A 14,850-nucleotide genomic window follows, 5' to 3' on the forward strand; every position below is an offset into this window, starting at 1 on the left:
TGATTCCTATCTGTTCGCCGTATTTAATCTTCTCGGCTAAATAGTGCATCAATAAACTCTTGCGTTTCAAATGGTCGCAAGTCATTGATACCTTCGCCTACACCAATATAGCGAATCGGAATCTTAAATTGATCAGCAATGGCGAAAATTACGCCACCTTTGGCAGTTCCATCAAGTTTTGTTAGCGTAATGCCCGTTATTGGCGCGACTTCGCTGAACAATTTGGCCTGGCTGATGGCGTTTTGCCCGGTACCCGCATCAAGCGTTAGCATAATTTCGTGTGGAGCTGAGCCATCAATCTTCTGCATCACACGCACAATCTTGCGAAGCTCTTCCATCAGGTTGCTCTTGTTTTGCAAGCGACCCGCAGTGTCGGCGATCACCACATCTACACCACGTGCTTTCGCTGCTTCAATGGCATCGTAAATAACAGAAGCACTATCGGCACCCGTGTGTTGAGCAATCACAGGGACATCATTACGCTGACCCCATACCTGAAGCTGCTCTACTGCTGCGGCGCGGAAGGTATCACCCGCGGCTAACATGACTTTCTTGCCCTGAGATTGGAACTGTTTCGCCAGCTTACCGATGGTGGTCGTCTTACCAACGCCATTCACACCCACCATCAGGATAACGTAAGGGGTCTTGGTTGTATCGACTTCTAGTGGCTGCTCAACGTGGCTCAGGATGTCTGCCATTTCTTCTTTCAGCAGACCATAAAGCGCTTCGCCATCTTTTAAATCGCGATGAGAGGCTTTTTCTGTCAGGCTGTCGATGATTTTCACTGTGGTGTTCATACCCACATCGGCAATCAGAAGCTGCTCTTCCAGCTCTTCAAACAGATCTTCATCGATTTTCTTGCCTTTGAACATGCCAAAGAAGCCTGCACCGATGTTTTCTTTGGTACGACTCAGGCTACGCTTCAGGCGAGTGAAGAAGCTTTCTGTTGGCTTTTCCTGCTCGATCACTTCAGGTTTAGCGGGCTCCTCAACGATTTCTTCCGTTGTCTCTGCCTGTTCGGGAATGTCCTGCGTATCTTCTAGGGTTTCATCCACTGTTTCAGTAACAGCTTCTTCCTTAATTTCTTCAGCGACAGGAGGCTGTGATGGGGTTTCTGGCTGCTCTGTTTGTTCTCCAGCGCCATCTTGCGTCTGTTGGTTGGCTTGCTGGTTTTGCTCTTCTTCACCAAAGCCCAGCCAAGACAATAATCCGCGTTTTTTCTTACCTGTCATCGGGGTTCCTAAATAAACATCAAAAACTTTCTGGTACACTTGACCGCGTATACTATCACTTTATTCTCGGTCAAAAAATCTATGGCAAGACGTCGTCAGTCAAACTCATCACAAAAAAAACAATCCAGTGGCTTTGTCAGAATCATCAGCGGGCTTTGGCGCGGCAGAAAACTCCCTGTTCACGATGCTGAAGGGCTGCGCCCAACTACCGACCGAGTCAAAGAAACCTTATTCAACTGGCTGGCTCAGGATGTCCCTCAAGCGAATGTTTTGGACCTTTTTGCAGGTTCGGGCGGGCTTGGGTTCGAAGCAGCAAGCCGTCAGGCAAGCCGTGTCACTATGCTGGAAATGAATCCTCAGGCACACAAGCAATTGCTTGCCAATATTCAAACGCTGAAGACTGATTCCATTGAAGCCATTCATGCCGATACATTGGACTTTTTAAAACAGACCGGCACGGCACACGACGTGGTGTTTATCGACCCGCCTTTTCGAAAAGACCTGCTGGACGATGTGATACATTTGCTTGAACAAAATGGCTGGTTAAGCGCTAATGCGATGATTTATATTGAAGCGGAAAAAGAGCTGGCTCTGGATTCCATTCCGGCTCATTGGCAACTGTACCGCGAGAAAACCGCGGGGCAGGTTTGCTACCGTTTGTTTGAAAGGGAAGAGAAATGAAGATACTTCTAGTTCTTGCGAAAGCAGCCATCGCGTTTGTCTGGCTGGTACTGTTGGTGAATATTTTTCATCCGTTTCCGGGCAAAGCGGCCATTGCTCTGTACATCATGACCGCATTTCTGTTCATCATGCATGGTTTACAGATGTTAATTTTCATCGGTGCGTTTGGCGATAAAGTTCAAACCACGCGTTGGGAAAAATGGTCGATATTGCTGTTTGGTATTTTCTCGCTATTGGATATTCGCAGAAAATACATGATGTAATAAAAGGAAGCCGCAACAGATGTTGCGGCTTCTTTGTTATTAAGCTGAGTGATTAGATTAGGCAGCCCTGAAGTATGAGCTAACGCCATCCAGAAACATTTGGGTGGAGATGATCACCAGAAGCAGTCCCATCAAGCGCTCTACGGCTTTTAGACCTCGCTCTCCCAACAGTTTATGGAAGAAATCGTAGAACATCAGGATCAGGAAGCTGGCACCCCAGGCAATCATTACGGCTCCTGACCACTCCCACAGCCTGTCCGGAGCCTGGTTAGAAAGAAGAAGCAACGAGGCGATCACGGAAGGTCCTGCAATCATAGGGATGGCGATAGGGACAATGTAAGGCTCTTCACCTGCGGCAAGCCCGGTTACACCACCTGGTTGCGGAAATATCATTCGAATCGCGATGATAAAGAGGATGATCCCCCCAGATATGCTTAACGTTTCAGGCTGGACATGCAGGAAGTTCAGAATTTTCTGACCAGCAAACAGGAACAGCATCAAAATCAGCAGCGCGAAGAACAGTTCCCGAACCAGTATTTTTCTTCTTCGCTTAGGGTCCAGATGTTTAAGTATGGACAGCAAAACCGGAAGGTTGCCGAGTGGGTCCATAATCAGAAACAACATGACAGCAGCGGATAAAATATCCATCAAAAATCTCAAGTCGACATCAAATGCCGACAAGTATATACCTCAATTGGATTTAGTTGCATTTTGTTTAGTGGGAGCAGACTCGCGCTGCGTTCAGAGAAATAAGTTCACCTTCAATAAACACTTTCTGCCTTTGAATGAAAAACTCCAATAAGGCTTCAATGGTCATGCCTTCTTTGCTGCAAGTATGAAAAGTCGCATCCGCACCGAATTCTGCTTCAATTTTCTGAGTGAGAGCTTGAATGGTAAGTGGTTGCTCGGCAAGAAGGTTAAGCACTTGGTGTGCATGAATAGATTGGGACATAAGACCTCCGGATTACACTGATGAAGGTTCAGCGTAATGGAAGTTCAATCAGGCTGTTTGATGTAACGCAAAGATAATGGATAAAGCGATGAAAAACAGCGCAACAAAGTAGCTGACTGATCCCCAGGCTTCTCCGTTCTGAACGGGCTTTCTGTAATGGTGGAGAACAAAAAGCATTTGTGACGCCAGTAAGACCAAACTGCCAATAAAGCCAATCAGGCTAAACAGGCTCATTTGCGCCAGCCAGACTTCTCCCGAAGCCCATAGCAACTGAACCAGCACCATTCCCATCAAAGTCACAGGGGCAAGTAGTGTGTCGAGCTGCGGAAGCATTAGCAGAAATACAATTACACCAGACGCAAACAGGAAAGCTGGTAACCACCAAATGATCTCGCTATCAAGCTGGGACCAGTATGCACCACTAATAGCGGCAATCCCAACAAGGTCGGAGGCAAACGCAACTTTGGATGTGGGCAGAGTCAGTCCACGAACCAGGTCGCTCAGGCACAGGGTAATAAAACCTCCTAGCATCCATTGCGTTGCATCTGCATTCGGTGCAGTTACCCAAATAGCAATACACAGCAATGCAGCAGCAAGCGGTCGGAAGATCGCGTTACTTTTATCGCCGGAGCTTTGGGTTGCAATGTCTAGTAGGTTGGTTTGCTTCACGTGCTATTGACCTCTTAATAACCGTTCGCCAAATTCAGCTACTCTTAAAGTAGAGGGTCAGTGTAGAGAGAGCTCAAACGAAGTCCAGAGACAAATGCTCAATATTCGATCTGGATTAATCTTCAAACAGTAAATAAGAACAGGCATTCAACATACTGACACATAACATTAACAACGTTTGTAAATCTCTCGCCTTGTATCACTGATTGTCAGTTTCTCTATAAAAACACCATTCAAATAGAAAAATTATACTTTTCAAACTTATAAAACCAACTCCATAAAAAATACAACTCATTGTTTTTAAAAAAAATAAATTAAAAACATTAAGAAGAAGCCTCTAAGAAATACACGGAGGCAGTATGTCATTCTTAGTTAAATCTATCTTGATGACCACCATGTTGTTGATATCTATTCTCAATTAAAAACAACCCAACACATAGAAAACACCAAAAACAACGTTTTATTAGACCAACAACGATCAGTTCCACTCTAGACCTCATTTAAACAAGACAACTATTAGAGCAAAACAGAAACAAAATAAAACCAATTAAATACAACAAGTTAAAACAAAATTCCGAAGAAAAACCAAATATCGAACAAATATAAAACAACAAAAACCTGACATTAAAGTGACGGTTTTCGGTCACTTTAAGAATAGAAAACTTATACTTTTGAAAACCAGATCAATTAAAACTTGATCAACTCCCAAAAGTAATGCTATTCTTTTTGTCAACGGTTAAATAAAGATTTTTAGGAGCAGTGTTATGATTACACCTTCCCAAAGACAAGGACTTGTGATGATTGCAGTAGTTGTTGGTTTGATGACGCTGCCAATGCTTTACGTATAAGTTTTTGACTCATACCCCAACGAAAAAGGGTGACGTAAATGCGTCACCCTTTTTCGTTTTATCTGTATTTTAAAGATGCTTACTTAATTCTTGCCAATGTGCGTAGTAAAAGCTCAGCGCAGCTAAGGTGATCAACACCATCAAGCTGAGTGCGACTCCCCATATGAATCTCCCACTTCTTGGGGTCAGTTCCTTTTCACACTCATCACAAAGCTTTAAAAACTGCCCCGGATTATCCAGATCAATATCATTCTCATCATTCACCAATGAATCCCGGGTGGCAGCGACTGAGCGAAGTTTGTCGATCACATCGTGAGGCAAACGTTCTTCACAACTGCTGATGAGCTGATCCATATTCGCGCCAGATGCGTGATACTGCTGGCGCAGCAGCTTTTCCAAACGACGGGTTCGTATCACGACTTTTTCGATATCTGACATAAGAGTGCCTCCTTACAGAGAAGTACCGGACTTTGTCCATGTCTCTAAACCAGTTTCATAACTGATGACAGTATATAAGTACCTAACTCGCTGTTTTATGGCTATCCTCGTTTGAATTTAGCGCATTTACGGCAACAAATTCTCTAGCTAGATCACGCTTTGTGCCGCACTTATATGACGAACACGCCTCTGAGAGTAAAATTGAGCTCCATTGTGTTTCAAAGATGATACTCACATGCCTGTAACTCTATTCGCTCTTCTACTTGTACTGGCTATTGCGGCTGGCTGGTATTTTGTTCGCTTTCAGAAACAACACACGTTAGGCGAAGATGCGCCTGAGCAGAAAGCCGAAGTCACGGTTTTGGACAAACAAATCATTGATGTCCCCGACGCACAGCCCGGCGAAGAACCTCAGGAGTATTGGATCTACGTCCAGAAAGGGAAAGTCGGACCTAAACGCGAATTTCAGATTGGTGTTCACTACTATCAGGCACTGAATCCGGGCGATAAAGGCACACTGACCTATCAGGGTCAGAAGTTTCTTCACTTTGCGATGAAGCGCTAAGGCACCAACCACCGCGTATATCGCGCCCTGGACAACCCCCAGCTTAAGGCAAGGGCACCCGTAAAACCGATCACCGTCCACACTGGAATGATCCAAAGAGCATGGTTGCCCTCATACCAACGCCATTGATATAAAGGTAGCAAAATCAAGGGATGTATCAGGTATATCCCTAGGCTATGGCGGCTTACGAAAGACACGACCTCTTTAGTCTTCCGGCTTAAACTTGGTGCAAGATACCTAATTAACAAAAACAGCGCGGCGGCTTCCACTACAGTGTTAATGGTTTTGTAAGACAGCCACCTTCCTACTCGATACTGCTCCGCTTCCAGACTGAGAGTCACCACTTGATAGGCATTACACAAGATCGCTGCAATTGCGATGGCACACATCAGCATGACCGACGACCCAGAAACGCGCTCTTGAGCAAACAGCAGATACCCCAACAACAAGTAACCAGAGAAAAGCCACAAGTCGTTTGACCAAAGACCATCAATGTAAAACAAATTTAGCGCCGTCGTTGAAAGCCAGACCACCAGCAATGCAATCAAGGAGGAATAATCAGCATGCTTTGCTAAGTGAGCAAGAAACGGCGCGACAAAATAAAGGGGGATGAAATAGTAAAAGAAGCCAAGATGGTAATAGGTTTCGTGACTGAAAAAGCTCGTGATTTTTTCCTGAAATAGTTGCCAGTCCGTAGAACCCGTTGGGGACATAGACGCAACCCAGGCAAAAAAGAGTGACCAGACCAAAAACGGCAAGACCACTTTCACGACTCTTCGTTGAACGTAGTAACGCAAGTCAAACGGTCGACGATCACTCAACAACAGCGCACCTGTGATCATAATGAATATGGGGACAGCCCATCGAAGCGCACTGTTTACACTTGCAGCACTCAACCAATGAGAAAGTGGCGCGTCTCCCAGCATATGTCGATATGGACCCAATACGTGAATCGCCACCACAGCGATGGCAGCGACGCAGCGTAAAAGGTCCAGATAAAATACCCGTTGTTGCATAAATCTCCCCCGATTTGTCATGAAATATATCAGTAAAATCTCAAGGGGAAATCAGTCTCACCGTCAGAAGAATGTGAAGGTTTAGAAACAGTTATCTACATCACATTATGCAGGCTGGCGAGTAGCCGCAATTACGATCTCACGCACACAAACGTTCTGTGGCTGGTTATAGGCATAGCTGATCGCATTCGCAATGTCTTCTGGTGCAATCACACCGCCCATACCTTCTTTCCAGTCTTCATAACCCGCTTTGATTTCGTCGCTTGTGGTGTGGCTTAGCAATTCTGTTTCAACGGCACCTGGAGCAATGGTGATCATTCGAACGCTGTCATCAGCCACTTCTTCGCGGATATTTTCTGTAATGGCGTGCACCGCAAACTTAGTCCCGCAGTACGCAGCATGGCTTGGGAAGGTTTTGCGACCAGCAATACTGCTTATGTTAATCACGGTGCCCGCTTTGCGAGCTTTCATTTTCGCCAGTACGACGTGAATACCATTGAGCAGCCCCATCACATTCACATCAAACATGGTTTTCCACTCTTGAGGGTTTTGCTCGTGAGCATTGCCCAGTAGCATCACACCTGCATTGTTGATTAAACCATCGACAGGACCAAACTGCGCTTCTGCTTCTTCGATAGCCGCTTTGAAGCTTTCTACATCAGTCACATCAACTTTACGACACAAGGTGTTAGGCAGGTTTAACGCTTCAAGCTTTTCAATGCGTCTCGCCAGTAGAAGCAGCGAGTAACCCTCTGCAGACAGCTTTTTCGCGGTTGCTTCCCCAATACCTGAACTGGCACCTGTAATAACGATTAATTTGGACATTTTCTTTCTCTCTGTTTGTTTCACCGGAACGAAGGACACTATATGGATAAGAGAAATAAATGATAAATATCGTTTTCTGAGGTTTATGATAAGTTTGAGTTATAGATAAAAAGAAAACGAGTCGATTATGGATTTGCGTCTGCTGAAAAGCTTTGTTGCCGTTTATGAAGAAAAGAACATCACACTGGCAGCCGAGCGCTGCTTTGTTTCCCAGCCTTCTATTTCTAATGCGATAAAACAACTTGAAGAAGAGTTGGATACATCTCTCTTCGTCAGGCATAAAAAAGGGGTGGACCTCACCGATGAAGCCCACCACTTATATCCTTTGGCAATCCGATTGCTTCACGACGTGCAGAAGCTGCCTACCCTGTTTCAGGAGCGCAACCAATGCTTGCCTATCAGGCTGGCCACTTTTCCAGACATCAGCCAGTCTGAACTGGCAAAACTGCTGGCTAAGCTTGCCAGACACGCCCCGAACCTGCTGGTAGAACTGGTGGATCATAACGCCGATTACGATGCACGTATTTCATTAGATATGTTTCAGCAGGAGGACGAGATCTTCTCTCCTCTTTGGGAAGAGGACTACGTGCTCTGCATGCTGCCAGAGCACCCGCTCGCCAGACAGGAGTCGGTTGACCTTAATCAACTGCATCAACACGACTTCATCGAATGCCCGCCTTGTGAAGCGCACCAACAAACGGTCGGTCTGCTTGCATGCGATGGGCTAGCCGTTAATTTGGTGGCCAAAGCGGAACACAAAACCCAAGTCATGCACCTGGCACAAGCTGGGGTTGGGATTTCATTTCTTCCGACTGGGGTTCTGGAAGCCTCGAATATGCTGATCACTAAACCGCTTAACGGCCCTAGAATGTTCCGCCGTGTCGGGCTCTGTTATCCCACCAACACCAGCCTGAACCCCGCACTTCAATTGGTGCTGAAAACACTCAATCGAAACTAGGGTTCGTTTGTAATAGTTTTTGACTATCGGTTTTATAATTACAATCGATTTTAACGAACAACAGAAAGTCGCTATTCTACTCCCATAGACAGAAAGAATACTGAAAACATTGGGAGAGCATCATGAATACGACACTTATCGGTTTAGACCAACAACAATCTGAAGACCTCGCAAAAGCGCTAAATACGCTGCTAGCAAACTACCAGGTTTTGTACATGAACAGCCGCGGTTACCACTGGAACATTAAAGGACACGCTTTCTTCGAATTGCATGAAAAATTTGAAGAAATTTACACTGACCTACAAACCAAGGTGGATGAAATTGCCGAGCGTATTCTGACTCTGGGTCATACTCCTCTTCACAGCTTCACTGAGTATTTGGAAGTCAGCACCATTGAAGAACATACACAAGCATTTGATGGTGAAAGCACCATGAAAGGTTTGGTGAAAGGCTTTAGCCAGCTTATCAGCCAGCAACGTGACATTCTCGGGCTTGCCGGAGAAGCAGAAGATGAAGGTACGGCCGCCCAAATGAGTGACTACATCCGCGAACAGGAAAAGCTGGTCTGGATGCTGAACGCTTGGCTCCAGTAAGACAAGTTTCGAACCTAATCCTTGCACTTTTTCGGGTGACACCCGTTTTAGAGTTCCCCTCTTTACCCGGCTTAACGCCGGGCTTTTTTGTTTTTCAATTAAGCGGTGACAGGCTTATGCTTTGGCAACTTAATGCTGATTATCGCTGTCAGGACGAGGAAACCAAACGACACCCACAAACACGCAGCCAGTCCTGCGACCTGGAATACCCAGCCAGACAATACCGTGCCGATCAGTCTGCCCATGGCATTTGCCATGTAGTAGAAACCAACGTCCAGCGATACCCCATCGCCTTTGGCATAGCTGACAATCAGGTAAGAGTGGAGTGACGAGTTCACGGCAAACACCGCACCGAATATCATCAAACCAATCACGATCACCCATTGTGGGTGCCATTCCATCTGCACTGAATACGCAATCACACCAGTGATCACCGCCAGCAGCAGCGCCCAATACAACGCCGCGGAACCATCTGGAACCCTGCCCTGCGCTTTGCCTGTGATTTTGGGGGCAAACCCCTGAACAAACCCATAAGCGATCACCCAACTGGCAAGAAACCCTCCCACCCATAGGTGGTCCCAGCCGAAAACAGAGCCAAGATAAATGGGGAGTGCTACCACAAACCACACATCACGTGCGCCGAACAAGAACATGCGCGCCGCAGACAGAATATTGATGCTCTCTGACTTAGAGAAAATCTGACTGAACTTGGGTTTATTTTTCGCTTTACCCATGTTGCTTTCTAACGCAATCAAGCTGCCAATCAATACACAGAAAAGAACAGCCGCCATAATCAACACGGCAGATTTAAAGCCGACAAGCGAAAGCAGTAATCCACCAATAAAGAAGCCCGCCCCTTTAAGCGCGTTTTTAGAACCGGTGAGAATCGCGATCCACTTATAAAGCGCACCTTGATTTTCATCGGGCACCAGTGTCTTGATGGCGCTCTTAGCACTCATCTTATTCAGATCTTTTGCGATACCGGACAACGCCTGCGCAGCCATTACCCAAGGTATGGTCAACCAGCCTGCGGGTACAGCTAACATTGATAGGGCAACTATCTGCATGCCCAAGCCGATGTTCATGGTGCGATTTAGCCCAAGCCGGGCACCAAGCCAGCCGCCAATAAGATTGGTGACAACGCCAAAGAATTCATAAAAAAGGAAGAGAGAGGCAATGGCTAATGTGCTGTATCCCAAGTCATGGAAATAAAGCACCACCAGCATTCGAAGTGCACCATCCGTGAGGGTAAAGTTCCAATAGTTAAAGGTCACCAACATGTATTGGCGTACACTTTTACTCAAACCTGAAAACATAACAACTCCCAAGATTTAGGATTGGTCGATCTAATGTGGAGGTTAAACAAGCTTTTGGATCATGATGATCCAAAAGCCATATAAGCTGCTAACCTGCGATGCGTTCGATGTAATCAACCTGAACGGGTTTGGTGAATGCGCCAGGGCGAAGAGCCTGTATTTCACGGATGATATCTGCAAGTTCCCAGCCTTTTTCCAGAAGAAGATGCGCAGCAAACAGACCTGTTCTGCCCGATCCTCCCATACAGTGCAGAGCCACTTTGCCACCTTGATTCAGTATCTTGTGCAGCTCTGGGCTGGCTTTTTGCCATTTCGCTGTAAATACATCACTGGGCGCGCAATCGTCTTCTATCTCGATCTGGAACCATTTCATTCCTAGCTTTTCAGTAATGTCACCCAGCTCACTGACTTCTTTGCTGGCTAGCTCAGCGTTATCCAATGCCGTCACAATGGCTTGCACGCCTTCATCTTTAAGCTGTTGAAGTGACGCCTGCAGCGCTACACCTTTGGTGCCAGGGCAAGGTGTCAGTACCAAGCCGCCCGACTCAAGGTCTAAATTCCAGGTAGGATGTGTCATTGCTACTCTCCTTACGCCAGACCAACATTGCGAACCAACTCAGCGGTACGCGTGGCGTAGCCCATTTCGTTGTCATACCAGGCGTAGATTTTCACCATGCGCGTGCCCACTACCATGGTCGATTGCGCATCCACAATCGTCGAACGCTGGTCACCTCGGTAGTCAATCGACACCAACGGGCGCTCTTCAAAGCCCAGAATGCCTTTTAATTCGCCTTCCGATGCTTCTTTCAGAAGCGCATTGACCTCTTCTGGTGTGGTGTCGGTTTTCACATCGAAAATGATGTCGGTAAGAGAGGCATTAGCCAGAGGAACACGTACCGCATGACCATTAATCTTACCTTTCAGCTCCGGGAAGATTTCCACAATCGCTGTCGCGCTGCCTGTGGTGGTTGGGATAAGGCTCATGCCACAAGCACGAGCTCGGCGAAGATCTTTGTGAGGCGCATCCAGAATGGTTTGGGTATTGGTCAGATCATGAATGGTAGTAAATGAAGACTGCTCAATTCCCAGTTTTTCGTGAATCACTTTCACCACAGGGGCAATACAGTTTGTGGTACACGAAGCTGCTGTCACAATTTTGTGCACTGCAGGGTCGAAGATTTCATCATTCACACCCACCACAATATTGGCGATGCCTTCTTCTTTTACCGGTGCAGATACCACAACACGTTTGACGCCTTGTTCAAGGTATTGATTCAGAAAAGAAGTTTTGCGGTGCACACCCGTGGCTTCAATCACCACATCACAACCAGACCAGTCTGTGTCTGCAATGGATTGGTTCTGCGAAGTGGTAATACGCTGCCCCTGAATCACAATATCCGCGTTTTCTACCGATACTTCATGGTGCCAGCGACCTTGTACTGAATCGAACTCAAGCAGATGCCCAAGTGTTTCTGCGTTACCCGCAACATCATTGATGTGTACAAATTCAATTTCTGGCCAGTCGAAAGACGCTCTTAGTGCTAAGCGACCAATACGTCCAAAACCGTTTATACCTACTTTAATCGTCATTGTTCTTTGTCCATTCAAAAATTTAGATAATTGGGTCTGTTGACCTAAGTTTAACCAGTTGCAAAGCCGTTACTGACAAGGTCTGTCTGCACGCTGCAACCGTTCAATGTCTGATTGATACTGCGTTTTTAAGCACTCGGATTTGGCAATGCCCTCTATCACGTTGGAGAGCCACCCCGGAAGTTCTGCAGCGATTCGGTAATACACCCACTGACCTCGGCGTTCATCCACCAGCACACCGGACTGCCTTAACTGCGCTAAGTGTCGGGAAATCTTCGGCTGACTTTCTTCCAGCGCATCCATCAATTCGCACACACAAAGGCTGCCTTCTCGAGATAGCAGCAACAGGCACCTCAGACGGGTTTCGTCTGACAGCATTTTAAAAAACAGGTGGGGTAACATGGCTCAATCTCAATATATTCGCATATCCATATATATTAAAAATCAAACCGATTGGGTCAAGCAGTTTTTCTTGAATTCACGGAATTGTCATAAAAGAGTGAGATATGCTCCTGAATGAGTTTACTCAGGAGCGGTAAAGACGAAGTATGCTTTTGCCTTAAGAACAGACGGCTTTAGGTGGAGGCGTTAAGTTGGTGTTTTTGAGGATCATGGTCTGCATATGTTCGCTCCACGTCATGGCTTCATGTAGCTCATTGCGAACATCATCAACTTTGAGTTTCAGTGACTGACAAAGGGTTTCTACGCCATCCCAGTCCGCATTTTCAAAGCGCTCTTCAAGGGTTAAGAGTTGCCCAAGAGGCCCCTGTCTTTGCAACAAAGCAATATTGATTTCCGCACACAAAGGCAGTTGTTCTAACAGGCTGTCCATCGAATGGTCGAGGAAAGAGTCGAGTAGCGAAAACAGGCCAATGATAAAAGCTTGATCGCGCTGGCTATCAAACGGTTGATAGCGTGTCATCAGGTGACAGAATCTGGCGCGCTGCAAGGAGAGCTTGTGCAACTCAAGCGGCTTTTTATTGGAAACGTAAGACGCCACAACCAAAGAAACAAACTGTTTAAGCTTATCTTGCCCCAGATACACCAGAGCCTGACGAAAAGAGGAAATCGGCACAGAAATGCGCGGCGTCATGCCGTTTACAAACCGAAGGAGCTGGTAGCTGAGCGTCACGTCCTGCGTCACCAGTAGCTCGACTCGGTCATAATCCACGTCTGCCTGACACACTTCCTGAAACAGCTCCAGCGCCAGCATTTGTTCAGGTTTTACTGCCCGATTGCGAATCACTTCAGGCTTACTAAAGAAGAAACCCTGGAAGAAGTCGAAACCCGCTTCCCGTGCCGCTTCAAATTCCTGATAGGTTTCTACCCTTTCTGCCAGAAATTTGCATTTCGACCCAGCCGCGATTTTCTGACGAACGTATTCACAGGCTTGCTCCACACCCACCTGCATCAAGTCGATTTTGATGATTTTGGCGTATGGGACGAAGCGCTCCCACTCCGGACCCAAGTCAAAGTCATCCAAAGCGATGGCATAACCGTGTCGGTGCAGATAGCGAATCGCTTGCAGAAGCTCCTCCGTCGGACGGCAAGTTTCCAGCACTTCTACAATGATCTGCTCTTTGGGCAGCGCCATAGGAAGCAGTCGAACAAGGCTTTCGTGAGGGAAGTTGATGAAATAGCGCGAGGCTTTAGACGTCACTTTACTGCCAAACGACAGGAAGTTTTCGACAATCAGTCGATAAGTCGCTCGGTTGGAGTCAACATGAGCGGGAAACGCGTTGTGTTCCCCATCTCTGAACAGGAGTTCATAGCCTATGGTCTGGCATTTATTATTGAGAATAGGTTGCCGAGCAACATAGGTATACATAGATAATTACCCAAAACCACAAACTGAAGGTATCACTGGTCCGAGAAGATACCGTATTTCGACATATATCGGTAGTCCAAATTGTTAGAGTCTGTTGTGCATTAAGCTCTTGCTGTCGCTAGCAAAGCTCCGCAACCGATAAACATCGAGCCAAATATCCGGTTCATTTTGGACATCACCTTTTCAGATCGAATCAGTTTGCCAAACTGCGCAGCCATTCCCGTGTAAAAGAGCATCACCAATACATCGATAATAATCGTGGTTACTCCGAGTATAGCCAGTTGAGTAAACTGGTCCTGAGCCGGATCGATAAATGGTGGAAGCAACGCAACTAGAAACACAATGGACTTTGGATTGGTCAAATTAATGAAGACTGCGTTCCTCATTAACTGCCATCCCGATACCGTTTTTTGCTCTTCAGATATCTGTAAGCTCGCGGTTTCACGCCACTTTTGGATACCTAGCCAGATAAGGTATGCCACACCAACCCACTTGATCACGGTGAACGCGATCGCAGACTGTGCGACCAAGGTGCCTATCCCTGCTCCCACTAAGACGATATGAAAACTAAGCCCAATTTGTAAACCCAAGATTGCTGGTAACGACTTAAGCATCCCATATTTGATACCATTGCTGATCGAGTTCACAGTTCCTGAGCCCGGAGCGAAACTAAATATCGTCGCAGTTGCGATGTACATCAAAAGAATCTGGAGATCCATTCTTACAACCTTTTACCCCAGCCATCTGGCTCTTCAATATGACTAAAACGCTCAAAACCTGAACACGTATTTACCGCAAATGAACTATCGACTCTACATCTAAGCGTCATTTAAGAATATACCCAAGTGACCTCAAAATGCTCGGTTCAGCGAGAATTAACTGGCTTTTCAGACAAGACACCGATTTAAAGATCTAGTGGCTCTAAATCAAGAATCGGTAACGCAGTATGAAAGCCAGTTAAACTCGCCCTTGGGAGCCCATATTCTGTCCCATTTCATCGTCAAAGAACTTGGAAAGGACTTATCATTCCACTGCGTTCTTTTCCTTGAACTGGAACAGAATATGAGGCTCTGAAT

General features: G+C 46.4%; 18 protein-coding genes. 5 read left to right on the forward strand and 13 right to left on the reverse strand.

Annotated features, from left to right (window positions below):
* Nucleotides 1-23: 23 nt before the first annotated feature.
* Nucleotides 24-1,232 (reverse strand): signal recognition particle-docking protein FtsY, encoded by a 1,209-nt coding sequence (gene ftsY / locus RH89_RS18135; protein WP_004405187.1) that lies wholly within the window; start codon nucleotides 1,230-1,232, stop codon nucleotides 24-26.
* Between the two features lie 81 nt (nucleotides 1,233-1,313).
* Between ftsY and rsmD the strand changes: the two genes are divergently transcribed.
* On the forward strand, nucleotides 1,314-1,913 hold the full coding sequence (rsmD, locus tag RH89_RS18140) for a 16S rRNA (guanine(966)-N(2))-methyltransferase RsmD (RefSeq protein ID WP_004405188.1): 600 nt from the start codon (nucleotides 1,314-1,316) through the stop codon (nucleotides 1,911-1,913).
* On the forward strand, nucleotides 1,910-2,176 hold the full coding sequence (locus RH89_RS18145) for a DUF1145 domain-containing protein (RefSeq protein ID WP_004405193.1): 267 nt from the start codon (nucleotides 1,910-1,912) through the stop codon (nucleotides 2,174-2,176). The genes rsmD and RH89_RS18145 overlap by 4 nt, the downstream gene beginning before the upstream one ends.
* A 57-nt stretch (nucleotides 2,177-2,233) precedes the next feature.
* Here the strand turns inward: RH89_RS18145 and RH89_RS18150 are convergent, their stop codons facing one another.
* The 4 genes from RH89_RS18150 to RH89_RS18165 all read right to left on the reverse strand — a co-directional run bounded on the left by RH89_RS18150 (nucleotide 2,234) and on the right by RH89_RS18165 (nucleotide 5,083).
* Nucleotides 2,234-2,824, reverse strand: a complete 591-nt coding sequence (locus RH89_RS18150) for a YhgN family NAAT transporter (protein WP_004405194.1) — start codon at nucleotides 2,822-2,824, stop codon at nucleotides 2,234-2,236.
* A gap of 67 nt (nucleotides 2,825-2,891) precedes the next feature.
* Complete coding sequence (locus tag RH89_RS18155; RefSeq protein WP_004405195.1) at nucleotides 2,892-3,128, reverse strand: YecH family metal-binding protein; 237 nt, start codon at nucleotides 3,126-3,128, stop codon at nucleotides 2,892-2,894.
* Between the two features lie 48 nt (nucleotides 3,129-3,176).
* Entirely contained in the window at nucleotides 3,177-3,797 is a 621-nt protein-coding gene (locus tag RH89_RS18160; protein WP_004405196.1) for a lysoplasmalogenase family protein, read from the reverse strand.
* A gap of 917 nt (nucleotides 3,798-4,714) precedes the next feature.
* Nucleotides 4,715-5,083 (reverse strand): hypothetical protein, encoded by a 369-nt coding sequence (locus RH89_RS18165; protein ID WP_004405197.1) that lies wholly within the window; start codon nucleotides 5,081-5,083, stop codon nucleotides 4,715-4,717.
* Between the two features lie 235 nt (nucleotides 5,084-5,318).
* Between RH89_RS18165 and RH89_RS18170 the strand changes: the two genes are divergently transcribed.
* On the forward strand, nucleotides 5,319-5,648 hold the full coding sequence (locus RH89_RS18170) for a DUF2500 domain-containing protein (RefSeq protein WP_004405199.1): 330 nt from the start codon (nucleotides 5,319-5,321) through the stop codon (nucleotides 5,646-5,648).
* Here the strand turns inward: RH89_RS18170 and RH89_RS18175 are convergent.
* Nucleotides 5,645-6,664 carry an acyltransferase gene (locus RH89_RS18175; protein WP_004405200.1) on the reverse strand — a complete coding sequence of 340 codons (1,020 nt, stop codon included), beginning with the start codon at nucleotides 6,662-6,664 and terminating at the stop codon, nucleotides 5,645-5,647. The two genes, RH89_RS18170 and RH89_RS18175, sit on opposite strands and share 4 nt — an antisense overlap.
* Nucleotides 6,665-6,769: 105 nt before the next feature.
* The gene (locus RH89_RS18180; RefSeq protein WP_004405202.1) at nucleotides 6,770-7,489 is read right to left on the reverse strand and encodes an SDR family oxidoreductase; all 720 of its coding nucleotides are present in this window, start codon (nucleotides 7,487-7,489) and stop codon (nucleotides 6,770-6,772) included.
* 127 nt (nucleotides 7,490-7,616) lie between these two features.
* Between RH89_RS18180 and RH89_RS18185 the strand changes: the two genes are divergently transcribed.
* Together RH89_RS18185 and RH89_RS18190 are read left to right on the forward strand one after the other, a co-directional pair.
* Nucleotides 7,617-8,447: a LysR family transcriptional regulator gene (locus RH89_RS18185; RefSeq protein ID WP_004405206.1), complete on the forward strand. Its 831-nt coding sequence runs from the start codon at nucleotides 7,617-7,619 to the stop codon at nucleotides 8,445-8,447.
* A gap of 122 nt (nucleotides 8,448-8,569) precedes the next feature.
* Nucleotides 8,570-9,040: a Dps family protein gene (locus tag RH89_RS18190; protein WP_004405210.1), complete on the forward strand. Its 471-nt coding sequence runs from the start codon at nucleotides 8,570-8,572 to the stop codon at nucleotides 9,038-9,040.
* 98 nt (nucleotides 9,041-9,138) lie between these two features.
* Here the strand turns inward: RH89_RS18190 and arsJ are convergent, their stop codons facing one another.
* The 6 genes from arsJ to rhtB form a co-directional block, all read right to left on the reverse strand.
* On the reverse strand, nucleotides 9,139-10,356 hold the full coding sequence (gene arsJ / locus RH89_RS18195; RefSeq protein WP_004405212.1) for an organoarsenical effux MFS transporter ArsJ: 1,218 nt from the start codon (nucleotides 10,354-10,356) through the stop codon (nucleotides 9,139-9,141).
* Nucleotides 10,357-10,444: 88 nt separating this feature from the next.
* Nucleotides 10,445-10,933 (reverse strand): cyclin-dependent kinase inhibitor 3 family protein, encoded by a 489-nt coding sequence (locus RH89_RS18200; protein ID WP_004405213.1) that lies wholly within the window; start codon nucleotides 10,931-10,933, stop codon nucleotides 10,445-10,447.
* Nucleotides 10,934-10,944: 11 nt separating this feature from the next.
* Complete coding sequence (locus RH89_RS18205; RefSeq protein ID WP_004405214.1) at nucleotides 10,945-11,946, reverse strand: ArsJ-associated glyceraldehyde-3-phosphate dehydrogenase; 1,002 nt, start codon at nucleotides 11,944-11,946, stop codon at nucleotides 10,945-10,947.
* Nucleotides 11,947-12,015: 69 nt separating this feature from the next.
* Complete coding sequence (locus RH89_RS18210; RefSeq protein ID WP_004405216.1) at nucleotides 12,016-12,348, reverse strand: metalloregulator ArsR/SmtB family transcription factor; 333 nt, start codon at nucleotides 12,346-12,348, stop codon at nucleotides 12,016-12,018.
* 157 nt (nucleotides 12,349-12,505) lie between these two features.
* Nucleotides 12,506-13,774, reverse strand: a complete 1,269-nt coding sequence (locus RH89_RS18215) for an EAL and HDOD domain-containing protein (RefSeq protein WP_004405218.1) — start codon at nucleotides 13,772-13,774, stop codon at nucleotides 12,506-12,508.
* A gap of 101 nt (nucleotides 13,775-13,875) precedes the next feature.
* Entirely contained in the window at nucleotides 13,876-14,493 is a 618-nt protein-coding gene (gene rhtB, locus RH89_RS18220) for a homoserine/homoserine lactone efflux protein (protein ID WP_004405220.1), read from the reverse strand.
* Between the last annotated feature and the right edge of the window lie 357 nt (nucleotides 14,494-14,850).

It is taken from the genome of Vibrio nigripulchritudo ATCC 27043, from assembly GCF_000222685.1.
Lineage (GTDB): Bacteria > Pseudomonadota > Gammaproteobacteria > Enterobacterales > Vibrionaceae > Vibrio > Vibrio nigripulchritudo.

Coding starts and splice junctions, on each gene's coding strand:
- ftsY (WP_004405187.1), bottom strand. CDS start 1,232: ATGACAGGTAAGAAAAAACGCGGATTATTGTCTTGGCTGGGCTTTGGT.
- rsmD (WP_004405188.1), top strand. CDS start 1,314: ATGGCAAGACGTCGTCAGTCAAACTCATCACAAAAAAAACAATCCAGT.
- RH89_RS18145 (WP_004405193.1), top strand. CDS start 1,910: ATGAAGATACTTCTAGTTCTTGCGAAAGCAGCCATCGCGTTTGTCTGG.
- RH89_RS18150 (WP_004405194.1), bottom strand. CDS start 2,824: ATGGATATTTTATCCGCTGCTGTCATGTTGTTTCTGATTATGGACCCA.
- RH89_RS18155 (WP_004405195.1), bottom strand. CDS start 3,128: ATGTCCCAATCTATTCATGCACACCAAGTGCTTAACCTTCTTGCCGAG.
- RH89_RS18165 (WP_004405197.1), bottom strand. CDS start 5,083: ATGTCAGATATCGAAAAAGTCGTGATACGAACCCGTCGTTTGGAAAAG.
- RH89_RS18170 (WP_004405199.1), top strand. CDS start 5,319: ATGCCTGTAACTCTATTCGCTCTTCTACTTGTACTGGCTATTGCGGCT.
- RH89_RS18175 (WP_004405200.1), bottom strand. CDS start 6,664: ATGCAACAACGGGTATTTTATCTGGACCTTTTACGCTGCGTCGCTGCC.
- RH89_RS18180 (WP_004405202.1), bottom strand. CDS start 7,489: ATGTCCAAATTAATCGTTATTACAGGTGCCAGTTCAGGTATTGGGGAA.
- RH89_RS18185 (WP_004405206.1), top strand. CDS start 7,617: ATGGATTTGCGTCTGCTGAAAAGCTTTGTTGCCGTTTATGAAGAAAAG.
- RH89_RS18190 (WP_004405210.1), top strand. CDS start 8,570: ATGAATACGACACTTATCGGTTTAGACCAACAACAATCTGAAGACCTC.
- arsJ (WP_004405212.1), bottom strand. CDS start 10,356: ATGTTTTCAGGTTTGAGTAAAAGTGTACGCCAATACATGTTGGTGACC.
- RH89_RS18200 (WP_004405213.1), bottom strand. CDS start 10,933: ATGACACATCCTACCTGGAATTTAGACCTTGAGTCGGGCGGCTTGGTA.
- RH89_RS18205 (WP_004405214.1), bottom strand. CDS start 11,946: ATGACGATTAAAGTAGGTATAAACGGTTTTGGACGTATTGGTCGCTTA.
- RH89_RS18210 (WP_004405216.1), bottom strand. CDS start 12,348: ATGTTACCCCACCTGTTTTTTAAAATGCTGTCAGACGAAACCCGTCTG.
- RH89_RS18215 (WP_004405218.1), bottom strand. CDS start 13,774: ATGTATACCTATGTTGCTCGGCAACCTATTCTCAATAATAAATGCCAG.
- rhtB (WP_004405220.1), bottom strand. CDS start 14,493: ATGGATCTCCAGATTCTTTTGATGTACATCGCAACTGCGACGATATTT.